Here is a 22,997-nt window from a genome sequence, read left to right on the forward strand (position 1 = left end):
CTATGTGATGACCCATGACAGCATCGGTCTGGGCGAGGACGGCCCGACCCACCAGCCGGTCGAGCATCTGGCGATGCTGCGCGCGACACCCAACACCTGGGTCTTCCGCCCCTGCGATCTGGTCGAGACCGCCGAGGCATGGGAACTGGCCCTGACCACCGACGCGACCCCTTCGGTGCTGGCGCTGTCGCGGCAGAACCTGCCGACGCTGCGCGTGGATCACACCGGGGAAAACCTGACCGCACGCGGCGCCTATGTGCTGCGCGAGGCATCTGCCGCGCCGCAGGTCATCCTGATGGCCACGGGGTCCGAGGTCGAAATCGCCGTCGCCGCCCGCGAGGTGCTGGAATCGCAGGGCGTGCCCACCCGCGTCGTCTCGGTCCCCTCGATGGAGCTGTTCCGCGATCAGGACGCCGCCTATCGCAGCGAGGTCCTGCCCGCAGGCGCCATCCGCATCGCCATCGAGGCCGCCGTGCGCCAGCCCTGGGACTGGCTGCTGATGGGCGAGCGCGGGTCCGAAGCGGCATCGGGCTTCGTCGGCATGACCGGCTTCGGCGCCTCGGCCCCCGCGCCCGAGCTATACAGGCAGTTCGGCATCACGCCCGAGGCGACGGTGGAACTGGCCCGCAAGCTGCTGGGCTGACACCGGGCGCCGATGACAAGACGACCCGTCCCGGCAAGGGGCGGGTTTTCCCGTAACGGGCCTGCAAGGCGATCATGGCATCCCAACCCGCACCCAACCTGTTGCAAGACCAGAAGCTGGGCATCCTGCTGCTGCTGCTTTCGATCCTGGCCTTCACGCTGATGGATGCCACGGCCAAATACCTTGCCCCGCGCTATGACACGGTGCAAATCGTCTGGGTGCGCTATACCGTCAACCTGCTGATCGTGCTGGCGCTGGTCGGGCGCGGATTGCCGCGCGTCCTGCGATCGAACGCGCCCCTCGTGCAGGCGTTGCGGGGGCTGGCGCAACTGGCCTCGGTCATGCTGTTCTTCGCCTCGCTGGCCTATATCGGGCTGGCCGAGGCGACGGCGATCATGGACACGAATCCCGTTCTCATCACCCTTTTCGCCGCGCTGTTTCTGGGCGAGCGCATCGGGCCGCGCCGCATCATGGGGATCGGCGCGGCGCTGGTGGGGGCGCTCATCATCATCCGGCCCGGATCGGGCGTGTTCCATCCGGCGGCGCTGCTGCCGCTGATCGGGGCCTTCACCTTCGCGGCGGGGGCGATCCTGACGCGGCTGGCGCGGGTGGACGGGACCATGACCTCGATCCTGTGGACCGCGATGATCGGGGCGGGGCTGACCTCGGCGGCGGTGCCGTTCTTCTGGACGCCCGTCGCGGCGGGCGACCTGTGGGCCTTTGCGCTGGTGGGAATGCTGGGCACCCTGTCGCAGGTCCTGCTGATTCGCGCCTTCGCACTGGCCGAGGCGGGCATGATCGCCCCCTTCGTCTATACCGGGCTGCTTTGGGCCAGCCTTTGGGGCTGGCTGTTCTGGGGCGTGCTGCCCGACCGCTGGACCGTTATGGGGGCACTTATCATTGCCGGCGCCGGCCTTTATGTCTGGACCCGAGAGGCCCGCGCAATGAAAGGGCAGGAATGACGCAGGACCCGAACGAACAAGCCGACACCCCGCCGCTGCGCGACCGCATCGCGAACGGCGCCTTTCTGGCCCTGATGCGGCTGGCGCAGGCGCTGCCCTATCACCGGCGCATCGCGCTGATGGGCTGGCTCTTTGCACATGTGCTGGCCCCGGCGGCTGGCTGGCGCAAGCGTATCCGCCAGAACCTTGCGCTGGCCTGCCCCAACCTGGACCCCGCCGAGGTGCGCCGGCTGGAGCGCGCGGTTCCCGACAATGCGGGCCGCAGCCTGGCCGAAACCTATTCGGGCGAGGCGTTCAGCGCCCGCATCCGCGCCCGCGATCCCTTCATCGGTCCCGGCCTGCCGGCGCTGGAAGAGGTCGCCCGGACGGGCCGCCCCGTGGTTCTGGCCAGCGCGCATTTCGGCAATTACGACGCCATGCGCGCCGCGATGCGCGCGCGCGGCTGGCCGGTCGGCGGGCTTTACCGACCGATGAACAACCAGGCATTCAACCGCCATTACGTCGCCGCGATCGAGTCGATTTCCCAGCCCCTGTTCCCCCGTGGCCGCGCGGGGCTTGCGGCGATGCTGCGCTTTCTGAAAGGCGGGGGCTGGCTGGCCATCGGCTTCGACCAGTATGACGGGCGCGGCGCGGACCTGCGCTTTTTCGGCCTGCCCACGAAAACCGTGCTGACGCCTGCCGAACTCGCCATCCGCTACGACGCGCTGCTGGTGCCGGTCTTCAGCATCCGCCAGCCGGACGGCCTGGACTTCCACATCCATGTGGGCGAGCCGATTCCCCATACGGAACCGGCTGAAATGATGCAGCTTCTCAACGACCGGCTGGAAGAGCTGGTCCGCGCCCACATGGGCCAATGGCTCTGGGTGCATCGGCGCTGGAAACAGCAAACATGAGGCATTTCCGTTTTCCTTGCGCCGTTTGGGACGCTATACAGACGAAAATCGCCATGACCGGATCAGGCAGAGGACCTTATGAGCAACGATAAGACAACGAGCGAAGAACAGGAAGCACGCCACCAGGGCGATGTCGCCTTCATCCAGTCGCTGGCCCAGCTTCTCAACAGCAGCGAGCTGAGCGAGATTTCGGTCAAGCGCGAATATGGCGAAAACGACCGCCTGACGGTCAGCCTGTCCAAGCACGGCAAGCAGGTGATGGTCCAGGCCCCCGCCGCATCGGCGGCGCCCGCGCCGCTGGCCGCTGCCCCGGCACCTGCCGCCGGGTCTGCACCCGCTGCGGCGGCCCCCGCCGCCGATCCGGCCTCGCTGCCGGGCGCGGTCACCTCGCCGATGGTCGGCACGGTCTACCTGGCGCCCGAACCCGGCGCGGCGCCCTTCGTCTCCATCGGCCAGAACGTGTCCGAAGGCGACACCCTTCTGATCGTCGAGGCGATGAAGACCATGAACCATATCCCTTCGCCCCGTTCCGGCGTGGTGCGCCGCATCCTGGTCGACGACGGCTCGCCCGTCGAATTCGGAACCGCCCTGGTCGTGGTCGAGTGAGGGGCGCATGTTCGACAAGATCCTGATCGCCAACCGCGGCGAAATCGCCCTGCGCGTGATCCGCGCCTGCCGCGAGATGGGCATCGCCTCGGTCGCGGTCCATTCGACGGCGGACACGGATGCGATGCATGTGCGCATGGCCGACGAATCGGTCTGTATCGGGCCGCCTTCCTCGACCGACAGCTATCTGTCGATGCCCGCCATCATCTCGGCCTGCGAGATCACGGGCGCGCAGGCGGTCCATCCCGGCTATGGGTTCCTGTCGGAAAACGCGGGCTTCGCGCAGATGCTGGAAGACCACGGCATCACCTTCATCGGCCCCCGCGCGGAACATATCCGCATCATGGGCGACAAGATCACCGCCAAGGAAACCATGCGCGACCTGGGCGTGCCCTGCGTGCCCGGCTCGGACGGCGGCGTGAACGATGTCGATGAGGCGCTGCGCGTCGCGCAGGAAATCGGCTATCCGGTGATCATCAAGGCCACGGCGGGCGGCGGCGGGCGCGGCATGAAGGTCGCGACGGACGAGGCCGGGCTGGAATCGGCCTTCCGCACCGCAAGGACCGAGGCCAAGGCCGCCTTCGGCAATCCCGACGTCTATATCGAGAAATACCTGCAAAGGCCCCGCCATATCGAGGTCCAGGTCTTTGGCGACGGCAAGGGCCGGGCGGTCCATCTGGGCGAACGCGACTGTTCCTTGCAGCGCCGCCACCAGAAGGTCTTCGAGGAAGCCCCCGGCCCCTGCATCACCCCCGAACAGCGCGCAAGGATCGGCCAGATCTGCGCCGATGCCTGTGCACGCATCGCATATGCGGGCGCGGGCACGATCGAGTTCCTGTTCGAGGACGGCGAGTTCTATTTCATCGAGATGAACACCCGCCTGCAAGTCGAGCATCCCGTGACCGAGGCGATCTATGACGTCGACCTGGTCCGCCAGCAGATCCGCGTCGCCGCAGGCTATCCGATGGATTTCCGGCAAGAGGACCTCAAGATCCGCGGCCATTCCATCGAGGTGCGGCTGAACGCCGAAAAGCTGCCCAACTTCAGCCCAAGCCCCGGCACCATCACCCAGTATCACGCGCCCGGCGGGCTTGGCGTGCGGATGGATTCGGCGCTTTACGACGGCTATCGCATCCCGCCCTATTACGACAGCCTGATCGGCAAGCTGATCGTCCACGGCACCGACCGGCCCGAGGCCCTGGCCCGGCTGTCGCGGGCCCTGGGCGAATTGATCATCGACGGGGTGGACACCACCATCCCGCTGTTCGCCGAACTGGTGCAGGACCCCGACATCCAGTCGGGCGATTATTCGATCCATTGGCTGGAAAAATGGCTGGCCGCGAAAGCCGCGTCCTGACCCTGCGCCGGGCGGGGCCGCCATCGCGCCCTGCCCGGCCAACCGGACCGCCCCGGCGATGCTGACGCCCCAGAACCTGCTGGCGGGCTATGCGCGCGGCATCTTTCCGATGGCGGCGGATGCGGGCGACGACCAGCTTTTCTGGTTTGAACCCGATCCGCGCGGCATCCTGCCCCTGGGCGGGGTCCATGCCTCGCGCTCGCTCATCCGCGAATTGCGCAGGGGGGACTGGTCGGCGCGCCACGCCCCCGATTTCGACGCCGTGGTGGCCCGCTGCGCCGCCCGGCCCGAGACCTGGATCAACCGCCCCCTGCGCCGCCTTTACCGCCAGTTGCACGATCACGGCCACGCCCATGCGCTGGAGGTCTGGCGGAACGGCCAGCTTGCGGGCGGCATCTTCGGGGTCGTGCTTGGCGGGGCCTATTTCGGGGAAAGCATGTTCTCGACCCTTCCCAGCGGCTCGCGCATGGCGCTGCTGTGGATGGACATGCACCTGCGCGGCTGCGGCTTCAGCCTGTTCGACACGCAATATCTGACCCCCCATCTTGCCAGCATGGGCGGGGTCGAGATCCCGCGCGCCCGCTATCGCCTGCTGCTGGCCGAGGCCCTGACGCGCGACGCCGACATCCGCCGCCCCCTGCCCGACCGTCAGGCGTTGTTGCAGGAAATCACCCAGACGTCATAGCGCGCGTCGTCCAGCGCCGACAGCGCCGGGCTGGAGGCGACCATCCACCCCGAAAACACGATCGCATTGCGGCTGAGATCGGTGATCGTCAGCGCCGCGAAGGCGTCCGAACTGGGGTCGTCCTGCGGATAGCGGCATTCGCTCAGCAGCAGTTCAAGCCGCCCGTAGGAATAGCTCTGGCCGTTCGTCAGCTCGATATCGACCGCCTTGCCGGTGATCTTGTCCAGCCCGCGCAGATGCGCGCCGGCGGCACGGTCGGTGCGCAGCCCGCTTTGCTGGGCGGCGGCGGCCGCCTCGCGCTCGGCCGCCGAAGGCTCGTCGGGGACGGGCAGCAGGGCGGGATCCTCGAATTCGGGGTCGGCCAGCGGCTCGTCCTCTTGCGCGTGAAGGGGGACGGCAAGGGACAGCGGGATCAGGAAGGGCAGCAGCCAGCGTTTCATGGGGCAGCACGCGCGTTGGGACCGGTCATCGGGGTTCTAGCCGCTTTCGCCGGGCGGCGCCATGCCCGGTCATCCCCGCTCGCGCGTATTTGCTGCGGCGGGGGCAGTTCCCCGCCGGGCCGCGCCTTAATATTTCAACCGCGCGTAATAGGATTTCTCGGCGGCCTCGCGCGCCTCGGCCAGCGTGACGATACCTTGCTGGCGCAGCAGGGGAATCAGCTTGAGCAGAAGCCGCGCCGTCGTCAGCGCATCGCCCGCCGCGCTGTGACGGGCGGTCACGGGCACCCCCAGCCGGGCGGCGATCTCTTCCAGCGCATAGGATTGCTGGCGGGGCTGCGCGACGCTGGCCAGCAACAGCGTGTCCAGCACCGGCTGATCGAAGCGCAGCCCGGTATCGGCTTGCTTCATTTGCAGGAAACGCATGTCGAAGGCGACATTGTGGCCGACCAGCACGCTGTCTTGCGCAAAGGCATGGAAGGCGGGCAGGACCTGCCCGATCCGGGGCTGGCCGCGCACCATCTCGGGGCGGATGCCGTGGAAGGGGATCGAGGCTTCGGGGATCGCGCGGCCGGGATCGACAAGCTGGTCGAAAACCTCGCCCTGGATCAGGCGGCCGTTCAGGATGCGCACGGCGCCGATCTGGATGATCTCATCCCCGCCGGTGGGGTCCAGCCCGGTCGTCTCGGTGTCGAAAACGGTCAGGGTCAGCCCGTCCAGCGGGCGGTCGTCCAGCGCATGGCCCGGCTGGCCCGGCGCAAAGAGGTCGAAATCGTAATATTCGGGCCGCGGCGGCAGGACCTGTTCGCCGCCCGTCTCGACTGCCAGGGGCAGCAGAAAGCGAAAGCAGGAAAGCCCCGCCGCGCGGTCGTGTTCCAGCCACAGCTCGCCCCCGTGGCGCTCGGCGATCTCGCGCAGGGTGACGGTCGAGGCGCTGCCGCCAAGGGGCACCCCCTCGGCCTGCCACCCGGCGGGGGCGGCGATCCCCGAGGCGGTGGGCCAGCACAGGTCCAGATGCGCCCAGTTGCCCGCCTGCGCCAGCCGCAGGCCGGGGGTCGCGCCCGGTCCCAGCCTGCCCGCAAGGAAGGCCAGCGCCTGCACCAGCGAAAAGCTGTCCACGCTCAGCCACAGCGGGTCCGGGCTGGCCGGATCGGCGCCGAGGATCTCGACCTCCTGCCCGGTGTCGGCGGCGATCTGGCGGGCGGCGGCACCCAAGAGGTCGCCGCCCGGCATGTCCTGCAAGGGCCAGCGCGACAGCAGGTCCTGCGAGGCGTCCTCGGTCAGCGCCGACAGCCGCGCGCTCATGGCGTTCACCTCGTCGCGCAGGACGGCGTGGAAGCCGTCGCGCTCGGACTGGTCCAGATCGGGATAATCCAGCATCTCCAGCGCGGCGCGGATACTGGCGAGGCTGCGGCGGCTGGCCTCGGTCAGTTCGATCAGGCGGCGGTCGCGGCGGGACTGGGTGGCGTGATCCTGGGTGATGTCGTCAAGCAGCAGGACATAGCCGCCAAGCGCCGCGGTTCCATCGTGCGAGGGAACGGGCGCGAGGATCACCTGCAACAGATGCCCCGCTGGCGCCGTCATCACGAAACGGGCCGAAACCGCGCCTTCGTCGCGCGCGATGCGGTGCCGGACCCCTTCCAGCGCATGGTCGATCAGCGCCGGGTCGAGGACCGCGTGAATGGGACGGCCAAGGCCGATCAGTTCGGCCCCGCCTGCCGCGCCCGAACCGTTCGGCGCGGCGGTCAGGCGATGGAAAAGCGCGCGGGCGCGGGCGTTGTAAAGCAGGATGCGCCCTTCGAGATTGCAGACGACGACGCTTTGCTGCAACTCGGCCATCAGCGCGCCAAGCTGGTCGCGTTCCTGCGCGACCTTGCGGCTGGCCTCGGCCACCATGCGCTCTTTTTCCGCATGGGTCGCGCGGGCATCCATCGCCAGCCGGTTGACGGCGCGCGCAAGCGCATCCGCCGGATCGTGGCCGGGTTCGGGCAAAAGCGGCGCCCCGGCATCCTCGGCCAGCAGGGCCGCGCCCTCGGCCAGTTGCGCGGGGGCCAGCAGGTAGCGCAGCGCCGCCTGCCGCGCCAGCCAGCCGAAAACCGCCGCGCCCAAGGCCCAGAGGGCAAAGATCGCCGCACCGTGGCTGGCCAGAACCGCGGCCAGCGCCGCCCCCCCACCGCCACCGTCCTGCCCCGGCAGCAGCAGCAGGACCGCCGCCAGCAGCGCCAGCCAGACCGCCAGCGCGGCGCCGGGGGCAAGGGCCGCCAGCAGCAGGCGGCGGCGCGCCCTCATGCAAGCATCCCGCGGATGCGGGCCATCAGTTCGCGGGTGGAAAAGGGCTTGGTGACGTAGTCGTCCACCCCCGCCCCGGTGCCGCGCGCGATGTCGGTCTCGCGGCCCTTGGCGGTCAGCATCAGGATGCGCACGCCTTCAAGGGCGGGATCGGCGCGGACGGCCTCGCAGACCTCGAAGCCCGACAGGCCGGGCATCATGCCGTCCAGCAGGACCAGCCGGGGCATTTCGCGGCGGATGGTTTCCAGCGCCTCGGTTCCGTCGCGGGCGACCAGCACCTCGTAGCCTTCGCGCTTCAGCATGAATTGCAGCGACAGGACGATATTGGGTTCGTCGTCGGCGATCAGGACCCTTGCGGTCATGTTGAACCTCCCTGCTCGATGGGAAGGCGAAAGGCGAAGCAGGCCCCCCCATCCGGCTGATGCTCCAGCCACATCTCTCCGCCCAGATTATTGACGATCTCTCGGCTGATAGGAAGGCCGAGGCCGGTGCCGGGGGGGCGCGAGGCGACCTCGCCCGCCTGCCGGAACTTGTCGAAGATCGCGGCGCGGTCGGCGGGGGGAACGCCGGGGCCGTTGTCCTGGACGCGCAGTTCCAGCCAGTTGCCGTGGCGGCGCAGGATCAGATCGACGCGCCCGCCGGTATCCGGCACGAATTTCGCGGCATTGGACAGCAGGTTCATCAGCACCTGCATCAGCCGGTCGGCATCGGAACGGACCGTCGGCACCTCGTCGGGCAGATGCGCCCGCACCAGCGCGCCCTTTTCGCGAAACAGTTCCGCCGTGGCGCGCAGCGCGTCGCCCGCCAATGCGCGCATGTCGACCTCGGCGCTGGTCCATTCGGCCATGCCCGCCTCGATCTTGGCCAGGTCCAGCACCTGGTTGACCAGCCGCCCCAGCCTTTCGCTTTCCGACACGATGATGCGGATGAATTCGGCGCGTTCCTCGGGGTCGATGTCGGGCGTGTCGTGCATCAGTTCGGCCAGCGCGCGGATCGAGGTCAGGGGCGTGCGCAGTTCATGCGTGACCGAGGACATGAAATCGTCCTTGAGCTGGTCGAGGCTTTTCAGCTCTTCGTTGAGCGCACGCAGTTCGGCGGTGGCGGCCTCCAGCTTGCGGGATTTTTCCTCAAGCTCGCGCGCATAGATGCGCACCTGCGAGGCTTCTTCAAGGATCTGCACCACGTCGTCGATGGTCAGCGGCTCTTCCTGCGCGACCGAGGCGACCATGACGCGGGCCGAGGCGGTGCCGACCGCGCCGGCGATCTGGCGCTCGATCCGGTCGACCAGCCGCGCGTCGGGGGTCAGCGCATCCGCAGGCAGGCCCGTCTCGCGCGCGTGGTCGCGAAACAGCGCCTCGGCCCGGTCGGTGCCCAGCAGGCGGACCGCAAGGCCGCGCAGGTCGCCGATGCTGGCACGGCCCCGCCAGAAGATCGGCTCGGCCCCGGTCGAGCGAAAGACATCCACGAACAGCAGCGCCTGGCTGGCGTCGCGCGCCGATTGCGCCCCCGCCAGCGACACGCCGACGTAAAGCGAGATATTGACCAGCATCGACCAGAACAGCGAATGCGTCAGCGGATCGAAGCCGTGCAGGCCGAAAAGCGCCTCGGGGGCAAGGAAGGACAGGCCAAAGGGCGCTTGCAGGAACCCGGCGGGCAGCCAGCCCGCGCCCGCGACCGAGGGCAGCATCAGCGTATAGGCCCAGACCAGCGCACCGCCCAGCATTCCGGCCAGCGCCCCCGCCCGCGTGCCGCCGCGCCAATACATGCCGCCAAACAGCGCGGGCGCGAATTGCGCGACGGCGGCAAAGCTGATCAGCCCGATGGAAACCAGCGCATGACCCGCCCCCGCGATGCGGAAATAGAGATAGCCCAGCATCAGCAGAAACAGGATCGCGGCGCGGCGGATATTCAGCAAAAGCCGCGTCAGGTCGCCGCTGGAACGAGCGGCGAAGCCCTTGCGGCGCAGCAGCGCGGGCATGACCAGGTCGTTACAGATCATCGTGGCGATGGCGATGGTCTCGACGATCAGCATGCCGGTGACCGCCGACAGCCCGCCGATATAGACGACCAGCGCCAGCGCGGTGGCGCCCTGCGACATCGGCAGGGCCAGCACGAAGGTTTCCGGGTCCGCGCCCCCCTGGCCGAAAATCAGGATGCCGCCGACCGCGACGGGCAGGACGAAGACGTTGATCAGCAGCAGATACAGCGGAAACAGCCATGCCGCCCGGCGGATATGGTTTTCGTCGGTGCATTCGACCACCATCACCTGGAACTGGCGCGGCAGCAGCAGCACCGCCAGCATCGCCAGCGCGGTCATGGCGAACCATTGCGTATGGCCGAAGCTGCCCGGCCCCTGCGCATCCAGCCGCATCAGGTCCGCCAGTTCGGGCAGTTCCTGCGCGCGCCGCCACAGATCGCCCATTCCGTCGAACAGGCCCCATGTGACGAAGATGCCGACGGCAAGGAAGGCGATCAGCTTGACGGCGGATTCGAAGGCGACGGCAGCGACCAGCCCCTCGTGGCGCTCGGACAGGTCCAGATGGCGGGTGCCGAAGACGATGGAAAAGGCCGCGAGCATCAGCGCGACGTAGAAGGTTCCGTCCGCCCACCATACCGCCGCGCGTTCCGCGCCCTGCCCGATCGCCAGCACCTCGTAGGCGGCGGATGCGGCCTTCAGTTGCAGCGCGATATAGGGCAGCACGCCGACTACGGTGATGACCGTCACCAGCGCGGCCAGCAGCGGGCTTTTGCCGTAGCGGCTGGCGATGAAATCCGCGATCGAGGTGATGCGGTAGGTCCGCGCGATCCGCACCATCTTGCGCACCACGATCCAGGCCAGGAACATGGCCAGCATCGGGCCAAGATAGATCGGCAGGAACCACACGCCGCCCGAGACCGCCCGCTCGACGCTGCCGAAATAGGTCCAGCCGGTGCAATAGACCCCCCAGGACAGCGCATAGATCCACGGATTGGCGATGATCGAGCGGCCCTGCGCCGCCCGCCGGTCGCCAAAGGCGGCGATGGCGAAAAGCAGCAGCAGATAGCCGAAGGCCGTGGCCAGCACCAGGGCGGGTGGGATCATCTCGGCCCCCCGCCTTCGTCGCGACTGCCGTTTTCGTCCACATGCGGCTTGCCGTCCGGCGCATCCCGGCGCGCGCCCCTTTCGCTGACCAGCGCCAGCAGCCCGATCAGCCCGGCCCAGATCGCAAACAGCATCAGCGGCAGCATCGGCAGGCCGAACAGGCTGGCCCGCTGATCCCAGACCAGCATCAGGGGGAAGTTGAACACCATGAACCCCGCGCAGACCAGCGCGATCAGGACCGGGCGGTCTTTGCGGCGCCCCCGTCTCATAGCATGTCCAGCCGGTAGTGGTGGGCGATCCAGCCCCTGAACTCGCGCACGATGGCCAGCGCGTCGCGCAGGGACTGGCGCTCGAGCTTGCCCAGGCTGCCAAGGCGGATGGTGTTGTCGGGGGTCGCGCCGGCGGTCAACTGGGCAAGGTTGGCGGCCAGTTTCAGCGCCATCAGGCGATGCAGCGCATCGGCCAGGTCGCGGGCCTGGTCGGGGGCAAGCCGCCCGGCATCGGCCAGCGCGCGCAGGCGGTCATCGGTGCCAAGCGCCTCGATGCCGTATTGCAGGGACAGGGCGCGGGCGCCGTGGACAAGGGGGAAGATGCCCAGCTTCTTCACGTCGATCTCGGCCGCCTCGGGTCCGCGCAGGCCGGGCAGCCTGCGCCACCAGCCGCCACCCTCGCCGAATTGCCGAATGGCCAGGGCGAAGCGCGCATGAAAGACATCGCTGTCCCCGACAATGCGGCGCAGATAGGCGCGCGCCTGCGCCAGCAGCCCGGCGTCGCCCGCCACCACGTCGGCATCCAGAAAGATCGCCAGGTTCATCGGCCCTTCGGGGTCGCCCCCATGCGCCCATTTGCGCAGCGCCTCGCAAAACCCGCGCAGGGGCTGGCGCCACAGCGGGCGGCTCAGCATGATCCCGCCGGGACAGGGGGGATAGCCGAAGGAAATCAGCGCATCGGTGAATGCCTGCGTGACCTCGGCCAGCCGGGGGTGGTCGAAGCCGTCGCGCAGGATCAGCGCGTTGTCCTGATCGGTGCGCACGACCTGCTCCGAACGCCCCTCGCTGCCCATCACAATCAGGCAGGAATTCGCGTGGATCTCGGGCGGGGCCAGCATGTCCCACAGGCGGGCAAAGATCCGGCGGTTGAGGCGTCCGACCAGCCGCGCGATGATCGGGGTCCGCACGCCGTCGTCGTTGAGACCGCGGATCAGCCCCTCGACCTCTTGCGCGGCGCGGGCCAGGGCAGGGATGTCCCCGGCGCGTTCGACATCGGACAGAATCAGGTGCGAATGGTTGGCCAGGAACCCCATCAGGTCAAGCTGGCTGAGAATGCCCACGACCTGCCCCCCCTCGCGCACCAGGACACGATGGACACGGTGGCGCAGCATCAGGTTCATGGCGTCGTGCAGCGAATCCCCCGCCGACACGCTATAGGGGTCGAAGGTGGTGAAGTCGCCCACCCGGATGCTGCCCGGCGGCTGGTCCGACAGCAACGCATCGCGCAGGCGGGTGGTGGTGAAGATGCCCAGCCGGTCGCCCTCGGTGACCAGCGCATCGGCGATGCCGTTCTGCGCAAGCTGGCGGCAGACGGTAACCAGGTCGGTCCCGGCATCCACGAAATGCGGCTTGCGCAGGAAGGCGTCGCGAACCTGCGCGCTGATCAGGGCGATGAATTCGCGCTGCTCGCGGTCGGGTGCCGGGCGGTCGTCGGAAAGGGGCGGCGGCGCCCCTTCCCCTGTCATATGCGGTTTGCGCCCCGTCATGGCCGTCAGTGCGACGAGGCCTCGGCCGCGCCGATGCCGGTTTCCGAACGCACCTGCTGGGCGGGGAACCCGGCGCGGTCGATCCGGGCGCGCTGGCCGTTGTCCAGCCGGGACACGATCCAGATCGTCAGGAAGGCCGCCGTCATCGAAAACAGCGCGGGCGAGGTATAGGGGAACGGCGCCGAGCCTGCCGGATTGCCCAGCGTATCGACCCAGACCGAGGGCGACAGCACCGTCAGCGCGACCGAGGAAATCAGCCCCACGAAACCGCCGCTGACCGCGCCCCAGGTGGTGCAGTCCTTCCACAGCACCGACATGAACAGCACCGGGAAGTTGGCCGACGCCGCCACGGCGAAGGCCATCGACACCATGAAGGCGATATTCATGTTCTGGAAGGCGATCCCCAGCACCACGGCCAGCACGCCCAAGGCCAGCGTCGTCACGCGCGACACGCGCAGGACCGCGCCGCTGTCGGCCTCGCCCTTCTTGATGACCGTCGAATAAAGGTCATGGCCCACCGCCGAGGCCCCCGACAGCGTCAGCCCCGCCACCACCGCAAGGATCGTGGCAAAGGCCACCGCCGAGATGAAGCCCAGGAAGATATTGCCCCCCACGGCCTGCGCCAGGTGGACCGCCGCCATGTTGTTGCCGCCGATCAGCCCGCCCTCGCTGTCCAGAAAGCCGGGATTGGTCAGCACCAGCGTGATCGCGCCAAAGCCGATGATGAAGGTCAGCAGGTAGAAATAGCCGATCCAGGTGGTCGCCCACATCACCGACTTGCGCGCCTCGCGTGCGCTGGGCACGGTGAAAAAGCGCATCAGGATATGGGGCAGGCCCGCCGTGCCGAACATCAGCGCCATGCCGAAGGAAATGGCCGAGATCGGGTCGCGGATGAAGCTGCCCGGCCCCATGATGGACTGACCGGCGGCGGTGTCCTCGGGGGTGATCTCGGCCCCGCCCGCGGCGAGTTCGGACTTGATGCGGACCGCATCGGCGAACATCGCCTCGGGGCTGAAGCCATAGCGCCACAGCACCATGAAGGACATGAAGGACGCGCCCCCCAGCAGCAGGCAGGCCTTGATGATCTGCACCCAGGTCGTCGCCGTCATGCCGCCGAACAGCACATAGACCATCATCAGCGCACCGACGATCACCACCGCGATCCAGTAATCCAGGCCGAAAAGCAGCTCGATCAGCGATCCCGCGCCGACCATCTGCGCGATCAGGTAGAAGGCCACCACGACCAGCGTGCCCGAAGCCGCGAAAAGCCGCACCGGCGTCTGCGCAAAGCGAAAGGCCGCGACGTCGGCAAAGGTGAACTTGCCCAGGTTGCGCAGCTTTTCGGCCAGCAGGAAGGTCAGGATCGGCCAGCCGACCAGGAAACCGATCGAATAGATCAGCCCGTCGAAGCCCGAGATCATCACCGCCGCCGAAATTCCCAGGAAAGACGCCGCCGACATATAGTCGCCCGCGATGGCAAGCCCGTTCTGGAACCCGGTGATGCCGCCCCCGGCAGTATAGAAATCCGCCGCCGATTTCGTCTGCGATGCCGCCCATTTGGTGATGAAAAGCGTCGCCACCACGAAGACGGCGAACATGATGATGGCGGTCCAGTTCGTCGGCTGGCGCGTGCCGCCCTGGATCACATCCGCTAGCACCGCGCCCGGCGCCATGACCGCCCCTGCGGCCAGCACGATTTTCCCCCAAGGTCTCATTTCAGCACCTCGCGCCGGATCTTGTCGTTCAGGTCGTCGAATTCGCTGTTGGCGCGGCGGACGTAGATCGCCGTGATCAGGATGGTAAAGACGATGACGCCGAACCCCAGCGGCATCCCCCAGGTGGTCACGCCAGCCCCGATGGGCGTGGCCAGCAGGTCCTTCTGGAAGGCGACCAGCAGGACGAAGCCGTAATAGACCACCAGCATCGCGATGGTCAGCATCCAGCCAAAGCCCGAGCGGCGCGACCGGAGCGCCTGATAATTCGGATCGGCCTCGATCCGCGAGACGATATCATGATCCATTCGATCTGGGTCCCTTTCTTCTTCCGCGTGAAGTGATCCGCCCCTGCGGGGCGGTTGCGGTGTTGATTGCAAACAGAAAACAAAAAGCCCGCCGCGGGGGGCTTAGCGGCCACCCGACGGCGGCAGGACATGCCGTTCAGTTGCGACCATATCTCTCCTCCTCGGGTCATGCGCGGGCGGCGATGAATAGGCGCCCGGCTACACTCCTGCCGCCAGTCTGCCCCGGAACAGGTCGGCAAGCAATAAAAGAATACGACGCGCCGAAAATACGCACGATCATGTCGCGGGGTCGTCGCGACACAAGGTCGCAGGTGCCGAAATGCCCGCGCGCTTCCCTCAGCCGAAAGGCTGGCGCCGCATTTGATTGACGCTCGACCGGAATTGCGCTAGTCGGCCAATACCCGCGCATGGCGGGAATTCGTTTGGGGCGTTGGGCAGTTATGCGTCCCTTCTTGCCGACTGGTCCGACGCCGGTCGATCATCTGGACGCTGGATTTCCTTAGTTACGAACCCCATGACAAAATTTTCCGATCTGAAACTGGACCCGAAGGTCCTCAAGGCCATTAGCGAAGCGGGCTATGACAGCCCCACCCCGATCCAGTCGGGTGCGATTCCCCCCGCGCTGGAAGGGCGCGACGTGCTGGGCATCGCCCAGACCGGCACCGGCAAGACCGCCAGCTTCACGCTGCCGATGATCACCCTGCTGGGCCGTGGCCGCGCCCGCGCGCGGATGCCGCGCAGCCTGGTGCTGGCGCCGACGCGCGAACTGGCCGCCCAGGTGGCCGAGAACTTCGACACCTACGCCAAGCACACCCGCCTGACCAAGGCGCTGCTGATCGGCGGCGTCAGCTTTGGCGAACAGGACAAGCTGATCGACCGCGGCGTCGATGTGCTGATCGCGACGCCGGGCCGGCTGCTGGATCATTTCGAGCGTGGCAAGCTCTTGCTGACCGGCGTGCAGATCATGGTCGTGGACGAGGCCGACCGGATGCTGGACATGGGCTTCATCCCCGATATCGAGCGTATCTTCCAACTGACGCCCTTCACCCGCCAGACGCTGTTCTTCAGCGCCACGATGGCCCCCGAGATCGAGCGCATCACCGACACCTTCCTGCACAGCCCCGAACGGATCGAGGTCGCGCGCCAGGCCACCACCTCGGAAACCATCACCCAGCGCCTGATCGAGATCGCGCCCACCCGCAAGGACCAGACCGCCAAGCAAAAGCGCGAGCTTCTGCGCGCCGTCATCGACGCCGAGGGCGAGGCGCTGACCAACGCCATCATCTTCTGCAACCGCAAGACCGACGTCGATATCGTCGCCAAGTCGCTCAAGGCGCATGGCTATGACGCCGCGCCGATCCACGGCGACCTGGACCAGAAGCAGCGGATGCGCACCCTGGACGATTTCCGCGAGGGGAAGCTGCGTTTCCTCATCGCCTCGGACGTGGCCGCGCGGGGGCTGGACATTCCCGCCGTCAGCCATGTGCTGAACTTCGACCTGCCCAGCCATGCCGAGGATTACGTCCACCGCATCGGGCGCACGGGCCGCGCCGGACGACTGGGCACTGCGATCTCGATCGCGACGCCGCTGGATGACAAATATCTTGCCGCCATCGAAACGCTGGTCAAGCAGACCCTGCCCCGCGCGCCGGTCCCCGAAGGCTTCACGCTGTCCGCAGCCGCGCAGAACGCGCCCCGCCCCTCGGGCGAACGCGGGGGCCGGAACGGCAAGTCCCGCGACCGCCGCCGCAGCCGCGACGAGACGGATCAGCCCGCGCGCGAGGAAGGCCGCGCCCCGGCCCGCCCCGAACCGGCGCCGCAACCCGCGCCTGCCCGCGAAGCCCATCAGGACGAACAGCGCGACCACCGCCGCGACCGCCGGGGCAATGACAGGGGCGGCGACCGCCGCCGCTCGGGCGACCATCACGCCGTCATGGGGATGGGCGATCACGTTCCCGACTTCCTGACCCGCAGCTTCCGCCCGGAACTTTTCGCGGTGGAAACCGTCGAGATCGAGACCCCGAAACCCGCGCCCGAACCGCAGGAAACCCCCGAACCCGCGCCCGCCCAAACCGCGCCCGCCGAAACCGTGCAGGCCGTGGCCGAACCCGTCGAGGCGCCCGCCGCCCCGGCAGAACTCGCCCCGGCAGAACTTGTCCCAGCGGAACCCACCCCGGCAGAACCGGCCGAGCCAAAGAAACCCGCCCGCCGCCGCAACCGCGCGAAGGCGCCCGATCCTCAGCCCGAGGCCGAGGCCGCCACCGGCGACGACACGGCGCAGGAAACGGCCCAGCCCGATGCCGTGGCCGAGGAACCGGCCCCCAAGCCCGCCCCCCGCAAACGGGCGACGCGCAGCCGCAAGACCGCGCCCCAAGCCGAAACGGCAAGTAACGGCGACGCCCCCGCAGCGCCCGAGGAAGCCCCCGCCAAGCCCGTGCGCCGCCGCACCCGCAAGGCGGCGACCGCAGCCGAAACCACTCCGGCAACCGAATCCGCCGCGGCAACCCCGGAAGGCAGCCCCAGCGAAAACGGCAACTGACCGGGTTCCTGGCGATGCGAGCTGTCGCGGCAAGCCCCCTCTCTCGCTTGGGCCAGATTCTGGTCAACGCCGCGCTGGGCGCCTTGGCCGCGCTGGGCCAGGCGCCTTGGGGGGTGTGGCCCGCCACCCTGATCGCGCTTGCCATCCTGACCTGGCGCGTAGGGCGCAGTCGCCCGCGCGCGGCCCTCTTCACAGGCTTTTTCGCGGGCCTGGGCTACTTCGCCACCGCGATGTTCTGGATCACCGAACCCTTTCTGGTCGAGCCCGAGATATATGGCTGGATGGCCCCCTTCGCGCTGATCTTCCTTGCTGCGGGGGGTGGGGTCTTCTGGGCTGTCCCCGCCTTGGCCGCTGCATGTCTTGCAACGGGGTGGCAGGGACGTGGCATCGCCTTCGCCGCCGGGCTGGTCCTGTCCGACTGGCTGCGCGGCTGGATCTTCACCGGCCTGCCCTGGGCACTGACCGGCCATATCTGGATCGACACGCCCGCCGGCCAGACCGCCGCGCTGTTTGGCAGCATCGGCCTGTCCGCGCTGACCATGCTGGCAGCCGCCCTGCCGCTTGCCTTCTGGCGCGGCGCCCCCCGGCTGTGGCGGGCCGCCCTGCCCGGCGCGATCCTGTCCGCCCTGACCGTCGCACTTGCCTTCAGCTGGGGCGCCCTGCGCCTCAGCCAGCCCCTGCCCGCCGACAGCGACCGGCTGCTGCGCCTCGTGCAGCCCAACGTGGAACAGGCACTGAAATGGGACGAATACTGGTCCGGCGTCTTCTTTCAGCGCCTGATCGACCTGTCCGCCGCCCCGCGCGCCGATGGCCGTCGCCCGGATGCGGTCATCTGGCCCGAAACCGCCGTCACCTTCTCGCTGGAACAAGCCGGAACCCTGCCCCGGCAGATCGCCGCCGCCGTAGGCGCGCCCGTCCTGCTGGGCATCCAGCGCGCCGAGGGCAGCCGCTACTACAACAGCTTCACCGAATTCCGCGAGACCGGCGCATCACCCCGGATCTACGACAAGTTCCACCTCGTCCCCTTCGGCGAATACATCCCCTGGGGCGACACGATGGCCCGTTTGGGCGTCTCGGCCTTTGCTGCGCAACTCGGTCATGGCTATTCGGCAGGTCCCGGCCCCCGCACCCTGCACGGCCTGGGCCACGGCCTGCCCCCCGCGCAGGTGCTGATCTGCTACGAGGCGATCTTCCCCCAACACCTCGTCACCGACCACGAAAACCGCCCCGAATGGCTGCTCCAGGTCACGAATGACGCCTGGTTCGGCACCCTGTCCGGTCCCTGGCAGCACCTCGCACAGGCCCGCCTGCGCGCCATCGAATCGGGCCTGCCGATGATCCGCGTCGCCAATACCGGGGTCAGCGCCGTGATCGACGCGCGCGGAACCGTCCGCGACCACCTGCCGCTGGACAGCGCGGGCAGCATCGACACCACCCTGCCCGCAGCCCTGCCGCAAACCCTCTACGCAAGATCCGGAAACTGGCCCGCCCTGCTGGCAGCCCTCGCCACATTGCTCTTCGCCGCGCGCCGCCGGCAAAGCTGATCGCCTTTCTTCATCACCCAAATACCCTGGGGGAGCGCGGAACGCGCGGGGGCAAAGCCCCCATCCGGCGATCAGTCCCGAAAGCTGCGGCTTTCCTTGATCTGGTCCCAGGCCCAGACGACCTCCTGCAAGCGATCCTCGTCCGAGCGGTCCCCGCCATTCATGTCCGGGTGCAGGTCCTTGACCAGCGATTTGTATTGCTTGCGGATTTCCGTGCGCGTCCAGGTCTCGGACGCTTCCAGGATCTCCAGCGCGCGGCGTTCGGTAGGGGGCAGCTTGCGGCTGCTGCGCTTGCGCAATTCGGGATTGGTGCCGTTGGCGCCCAGGATCTCCAGCGGATCGTCGACGCCGTGGCGCGCCCATTTCTGTTCGGCGGTGGCGCGGCCAAAGGGCTTGGTCGGCCGTTCCCACACGGTGGCATTGTCCAGAAACTCCTGGAACTCGGCCTCGGACTGGCCCTGGAAATAGTTCCAGCGCATGTTGTATTCGCGCACATGCTCCTTGCAGAACCAGTAATATTCGCTCAGGTTGTCCGGCGATCTGGGCGCACGATACTGCCCCGGCTCGTTGCAGCCTTCCTTGTCGCATTGCCGCGTCGAGGTCTCGAACGCACCCGACATTCCACGCCGCCCCTTGGCCCGGCGCTTCTTGTCCGAAGCCGCGGATATATCGAAGGCAAACGGGTCGCTCTTGCTCATTTTACCTGCCTTGTTCTCGTCGGAGGCAGCAGTTTAGGCTATTTCGCATGACATGAAAGGGGATTCGGGATGATAGCGGATGACATGCGCGTCAGGCTTGGCGCATTGGCGCCCACGCGGCTGGAAATAATCGACGAAAGCGAAAACCATCGCGGCCATTCCGGCTGGCGCGAAGGCGGGCAGACCCATTTCCGCATCCGCATGGCCAGCCCGGAATTCGCGGGCCTGTCGCGCATCCAGCGGCACCGGCTGATCCATCGCACGCTGGGCGACATCGTGCCCCGCATCCACGCACTTGCGCTGGAACTCTCCGACGGCTGATCCGTTAGCGCCCCCACCCTTGCCGGGTTTCGCCCCGCCGCGTAGAAGCGCGGCAACGCCATTTTCACAAGGAACAGATGATGAGCCAGTCCAGGGAATTCAAAGACCGCCTGCTTTCGCTCGGCCTGGCCCGTGTCAGCGAGGCCGCCGCCCATGCCTCGGCCCGCCTGATCGGGCGCGGCGACGAAAAGGCCGCCGACCAGGCCGCCGTCAACGCCATGCGCGAACAGCTCAACATGCTGGACATCAAGGGCGTCGTCGTCATCGGCGAGGGTGAACGGGACGAGGCCCCGATGCTCTATATCGGCGAGGAAGTCGGTTCGGGCAACGGTCCCGAGGTCGATATCGCCCTGGACCCGCTGGAAGGCACGACGCTGACCGCCAAGGACATGCCCAACGCCCTGACCGTGATCGCGATGGCCCCGCGCGGCACGCTGCTGCATGCGCCCGACGTCTACATGGACAAGCTGGCGATCGGTCCGGGCTACGACAAGGACGTGGTCGGCCTGGACATGTCGCCTGCCGAGCGCGTCCGGGCGCTGGCCCGTGCGCGCGGCGTCAAGGACAGCGACATCACCGTCTGCATCCTCGAACGCCCCCGGCACGAGGAGATGATCGCCGAGGTCCGCTCGACCGGCGCGGCCATCCGCCTGATCACCGACGGCGACGTCGCGGGCGTGATCCATTGCGCCGAAGCCGAACTGACCGGCATCGACATGTATATGGGTTCGGGCGGCGCGCCCGAGGGCGTCCTGGCCGCATCGGCGCTGAAATGCATGGGCGGCCAGATCTGGGGCCGACTGCTGTTTCGCAATGACGACGAAAAGGCCCGCGCCGCCAAGGCCGGGATCACCGACCTGGACCGCATCTATTCGCGCGACGAGATGGTGACGGCGGACGTGATCTTTGCCGCGACCGGGGTGACCAACGGCTCGATCCTGGCAGGGGTCAAGCGCGAGCCGCATTATCTGCAAACCGAGACCATCCTGATGCGGTCGAAGACCGGCTCGGTCCGGCGGATGATCTATCGCAACCCGATCCGCTGAGACCGCGGGGTATCGCCAAACGGGCGGGCCTTCGGGTCCGCCCATCGTTTCAGGGTCTTGCCCGGCATCTTTCGGGGGCTTCGCCCCCGCGCGTTCCGCGCTCCCCCAGGGTATTTGGCTGATGAAGAAAGCGCGGGCGCGGTGCCCTCTTGCATGATCGTCGCCGCTGGCCCAGAAAGCGGACATGACGGCCTTTCTCGATGTCGAACATTCGCTGACCGGGCGGCGTTGGATCGCCCCCGACCCCGTTCTGGAACGCGCCGCCGAGGCGCTTGGCCAATCCACCCGCCTGCCGCTGGCCATCACCCGCATCCTTGCCGCGCGCGGCGTCGGTGCGGATGAGGCCGAGGGGCACCTGGACCCCAAGCTGCGCGACCTGCTGCCCGATCCGCTGACCCTGCGCGACATGGCTCCCGCCGCCGAGCGGCTGGCCGCAGCCGCGACCGCCGGGCAGCGCATCGCAATATTCGCCGATTACGACGTGGACGGCGGCTGTTCGGCCGCGCTGCTGCTGGACTGGCTGCGTGCGCAGGGCCGCGATGCGACGCTGTATATTCCCGACCGCATCGACGAGGGCTATGGCCCGAATGCCCCCGCGATGGCTGCGCTTTCCGAAGCGCATGACCTGATCGTCTGCGTCGATTGCGGCACGCTGAGCCATGACGCACTGTCGGCGGCGAAGGGTGCCGATGTCATCGTGCTGGACCACCACCAGGGGGCCGAGACGCTGCCCCCCGCGCTGGCCGTCGTGAACCCCAATCGCATGGACGAGGATGGCGCGCTTGGCCATCTCTGCGCGGCGGGGGTGGTGTTCCTGGCGCTGGTGCAGGCCAACCGGCTGCTGCGCGAACAGGGCCGCCCCCTGCCCGACCTGATCCCCATGCTGGACCTGGTGGCGCTGGCGACGGTGGCCGATGTCGCGCCGCTGACCGGCGTCAACCGCGCCTTCGTGCGCCAGGGGCTGGCCGTCATGGCCCGGCGCGAGCGGATCGGCCTTGCCGCCCTTACCGATGTTGCCCGGCTGGACAGCCGCCCGACCGCCTTTCACCTGGGGTTTCTGCTTGGCCCGCGGATCAACGCGGGCGGGCGCATCGGCCGTGCCGACCTGGGCGCGCGCTGCCTTTCGGCGACCGACCCCGCCGCCGCCCGCCGCCTGGCCGGGGAACTGGACGAGTTGAACCGCGAACGCCGTGCCATCGAGGCCGCCGTCCGGGCCGAGGCCACGGCGCAGGCCGAGGTCCGCCTGGCCGAGGGTCAGGCCAGGACGCTGGCATGGGCGGCGGGCGAGGGCTGGCATCCCGGCGTCGTCGGCATCGTCGCGGCAAGGTTGAAGGAATCGCTGGGCCTGCCCTCGGTCGTGATCGGGGTCGAGAACGGGGTGGGCAAAGGCTCGGCCCGCTCGGTCGCCGGTGTGGACCTTGGCCGCGCGATCCAGCGCCTTGCCGCCGAGGGGTTGCTGATCAAGGGCGGCGGTCACGCGATGGCGGCGGGGCTGACCGTGGCCGAAGAGCAGATCCCCGCCGCGATGGCCCGTCTCGAATCGCTGCTCTTGCGCGAGATGGCGGATCGCAGCGGTGTCCACGATCTGCGCATCTCGGGCCTGCTGGATCCGCAGGGCGCCACGGTTGAGCTGATGCATTTGCTGGAGCGCGCCGGTCCCTTCGGACAGGCCGCATCCGCGCCGCGTTTCGCCTTTGCCGACCAACTGATCGACAATGTCGGCACGATGGGCGACAGCCACCTGCGGCTGCGCTTTCGCAGCCCCGGCGCGAATCCGGTCGAGGCCGTCGCCTGGGGCGCGATGTCCGGCCCGCTGGGTCCGGCCCTTCTGGGCGCGCAGGGGCGGCGTTTCCACCTTGCCGGGCGGCTGGAACTGTCGCTGTGGGGCGGCCGCGAAAGGCTGCGCCTGCGGCTTGAGGATGCCGCCCCCGCCTGAGCCTTGCCGACCGCTGCGAGGTAGAGAAAAGAAATTGGGGTTTCGCGATTTTTCCCTCTTGCACCCTAGGACGGGCTGGCCTAAACACCGCTCCACGCCACGAGGCACAGCCTCGCACGCGACTGAGTGGCCCGTTCGTCTATCGGTTAGGACGCCAGGTTTTCAACCTGGAAAGAGGGGTTC

19 protein-coding genes and 1 pseudogene are annotated in these 22,997 nt (G+C 68.2%); 11 read left to right on the top strand and 9 right to left on the bottom strand.

Translation table 11 applies throughout. The features are described from left to right. The 6 genes from Q0O97_RS15515 to aat form a co-directional block, all read left to right on the top strand. Window positions 1–643, top strand: a 643-nt coding sequence (locus tag Q0O97_RS15515) for a transketolase C-terminal domain-containing protein (RefSeq protein WP_294931356.1), incomplete at its 5' end; no start/stop codon positions are given. A gap of 74 nt (window positions 644–717) precedes the next feature. Continuing rightward, window positions 718–1,605 (top strand): DMT family transporter, encoded by an 888-nt coding sequence (locus Q0O97_RS15520; RefSeq protein WP_294931359.1) that lies wholly within the window; start codon window positions 718–720, stop codon window positions 1,603–1,605. Continuing rightward, on the top strand, window positions 1,602–2,498 hold the full coding sequence (locus Q0O97_RS15525) for a lysophospholipid acyltransferase family protein (protein ID WP_294931362.1): 897 nt from the start codon (window positions 1,602–1,604) through the stop codon (window positions 2,496–2,498). Before Q0O97_RS15520 ends, Q0O97_RS15525 begins: the two co-directional genes overlap by 4 nt. A gap of 78 nt (window positions 2,499–2,576) precedes the next feature. Beyond that, window positions 2,577–3,104 carry an acetyl-CoA carboxylase biotin carboxyl carrier protein gene (gene accB, locus Q0O97_RS15530; protein ID WP_294931365.1) on the top strand — a complete coding sequence of 176 codons (528 nt, stop codon included), beginning with the start codon at window positions 2,577–2,579 and terminating at the stop codon, window positions 3,102–3,104. Between the two features lie 7 nt (window positions 3,105–3,111). After that, on the top strand, window positions 3,112–4,461 hold the full coding sequence (gene accC / locus Q0O97_RS15535; RefSeq protein WP_294931368.1) for an acetyl-CoA carboxylase biotin carboxylase subunit: 1,350 nt from the start codon (window positions 3,112–3,114) through the stop codon (window positions 4,459–4,461). A gap of 58 nt (window positions 4,462–4,519) precedes the next feature. Then, window positions 4,520–5,146: a leucyl/phenylalanyl-tRNA--protein transferase gene (gene aat / locus Q0O97_RS15540; protein ID WP_294931371.1), complete on the top strand. Its 627-nt coding sequence runs from the start codon at window positions 4,520–4,522 to the stop codon at window positions 5,144–5,146. Here the strand turns inward: aat and Q0O97_RS15545 are convergent. The 8 genes from Q0O97_RS15545 to Q0O97_RS15580 all read right to left on the bottom strand — a co-directional run bounded on the left by Q0O97_RS15545 (window position 5,110) and on the right by Q0O97_RS15580 (window position 14,730). Further along, window positions 5,110–5,586: a DUF2155 domain-containing protein gene (locus Q0O97_RS15545; protein WP_294931374.1), complete on the bottom strand. Its 477-nt coding sequence runs from the start codon at window positions 5,584–5,586 to the stop codon at window positions 5,110–5,112. The two genes, aat and Q0O97_RS15545, sit on opposite strands and share 37 nt — an antisense overlap. A gap of 126 nt (window positions 5,587–5,712) precedes the next feature. Continuing rightward, a complete protein-coding gene (locus Q0O97_RS15550; protein WP_294931377.1) occupies window positions 5,713–7,872 on the bottom strand; it encodes an exonuclease domain-containing protein in 2,160 nt (719 codons plus the stop codon). Further along, the gene (locus tag Q0O97_RS15555) at window positions 7,869–8,234 is read right to left on the bottom strand and encodes a response regulator (protein WP_294931380.1); all 366 of its coding nucleotides are present in this window, start codon (window positions 8,232–8,234) and stop codon (window positions 7,869–7,871) included. Before Q0O97_RS15555 ends, Q0O97_RS15550 begins: the two co-directional genes overlap by 4 nt. Further along, window positions 8,231–10,954 (bottom strand): sensor histidine kinase, encoded by a 2,724-nt coding sequence (locus Q0O97_RS15560; protein ID WP_294931383.1) that lies wholly within the window; start codon window positions 10,952–10,954, stop codon window positions 8,231–8,233. The genes Q0O97_RS15555 and Q0O97_RS15560 overlap by 4 nt, the downstream gene beginning before the upstream one ends. Continuing rightward, on the bottom strand, window positions 10,951–11,223 hold the full coding sequence (locus Q0O97_RS15565) for a hypothetical protein (RefSeq protein WP_294931386.1): 273 nt from the start codon (window positions 11,221–11,223) through the stop codon (window positions 10,951–10,953). Before Q0O97_RS15565 ends, Q0O97_RS15560 begins: the two co-directional genes overlap by 4 nt. Beyond that, window positions 11,220–12,710 carry a putative nucleotidyltransferase substrate binding domain-containing protein gene (locus tag Q0O97_RS15570; RefSeq protein WP_294931389.1) on the bottom strand — a complete coding sequence of 497 codons (1,491 nt, stop codon included), beginning with the start codon at window positions 12,708–12,710 and terminating at the stop codon, window positions 11,220–11,222. Before Q0O97_RS15570 ends, Q0O97_RS15565 begins: the two co-directional genes overlap by 4 nt. A gap of 5 nt (window positions 12,711–12,715) precedes the next feature. Next, window positions 12,716–14,383 carry a cation acetate symporter gene (locus tag Q0O97_RS15575; RefSeq protein WP_294931410.1) on the bottom strand — a complete coding sequence of 556 codons (1,668 nt, stop codon included), beginning with the start codon at window positions 14,381–14,383 and terminating at the stop codon, window positions 12,716–12,718. 38 nt (window positions 14,384–14,421) lie between these two features. After that, the gene (locus Q0O97_RS15580) at window positions 14,422–14,730 is read right to left on the bottom strand and encodes a DUF485 domain-containing protein (RefSeq protein WP_294931392.1); all 309 of its coding nucleotides are present in this window, start codon (window positions 14,728–14,730) and stop codon (window positions 14,422–14,424) included. A 514-nt stretch (window positions 14,731–15,244) separates the two neighbouring features. Here Q0O97_RS15580 and Q0O97_RS15585 point away from each other — a divergent pair. Beyond that, a pseudogene (locus tag Q0O97_RS15585) lies at window positions 15,245–16,732 on the top strand (DEAD/DEAH box helicase); the annotation flags it as partial. A gap of 584 nt (window positions 16,733–17,316) precedes the next feature. Next, a complete protein-coding gene (gene lnt, locus Q0O97_RS15590) occupies window positions 17,317–18,813 on the top strand; it encodes an apolipoprotein N-acyltransferase (RefSeq protein ID WP_366125264.1) in 1,497 nt (498 codons plus the stop codon). A 71-nt stretch (window positions 18,814–18,884) separates the two neighbouring features. Here lnt and Q0O97_RS15595 read toward each other — a convergent pair whose 3' ends face one another. Next, window positions 18,885–19,511: a DnaJ domain-containing protein gene (locus tag Q0O97_RS15595; RefSeq protein ID WP_294931398.1), complete on the bottom strand. Its 627-nt coding sequence runs from the start codon at window positions 19,509–19,511 to the stop codon at window positions 18,885–18,887. A gap of 69 nt (window positions 19,512–19,580) precedes the next feature. Here Q0O97_RS15595 and Q0O97_RS15600 point away from each other — a divergent pair, with 69 nt between their 5' ends. The 3 genes from Q0O97_RS15600 (at window position 19,581) to recJ (ending at window position 22,814) form a co-directional block, all read left to right on the top strand. Beyond that, a complete protein-coding gene (locus tag Q0O97_RS15600) occupies window positions 19,581–19,832 on the top strand; it encodes a BolA family protein (protein WP_294931401.1) in 252 nt (83 codons plus the stop codon). 80 nt (window positions 19,833–19,912) lie between these two features. Beyond that, window positions 19,913–20,878, top strand: coding sequence for a class II fructose-bisphosphatase (gene glpX, locus Q0O97_RS15605; protein ID WP_294931404.1), 966 nt, complete (start codon window positions 19,913–19,915; stop codon window positions 20,876–20,878). A gap of 184 nt (window positions 20,879–21,062) precedes the next feature. Next, the gene (gene recJ / locus Q0O97_RS15610; RefSeq protein ID WP_294931407.1) at window positions 21,063–22,814 is read left to right on the top strand and encodes a single-stranded-DNA-specific exonuclease RecJ; all 1,752 of its coding nucleotides are present in this window, start codon (window positions 21,063–21,065) and stop codon (window positions 22,812–22,814) included. Window positions 22,815–22,997: the final 183 nt, after the last annotated feature.

Origin of the sequence: uncultured Paracoccus sp., assembly GCF_945915435.1 — a bacterium.
GTDB lineage: Bacteria > Pseudomonadota > Alphaproteobacteria > Rhodobacterales > Rhodobacteraceae > Paracoccus.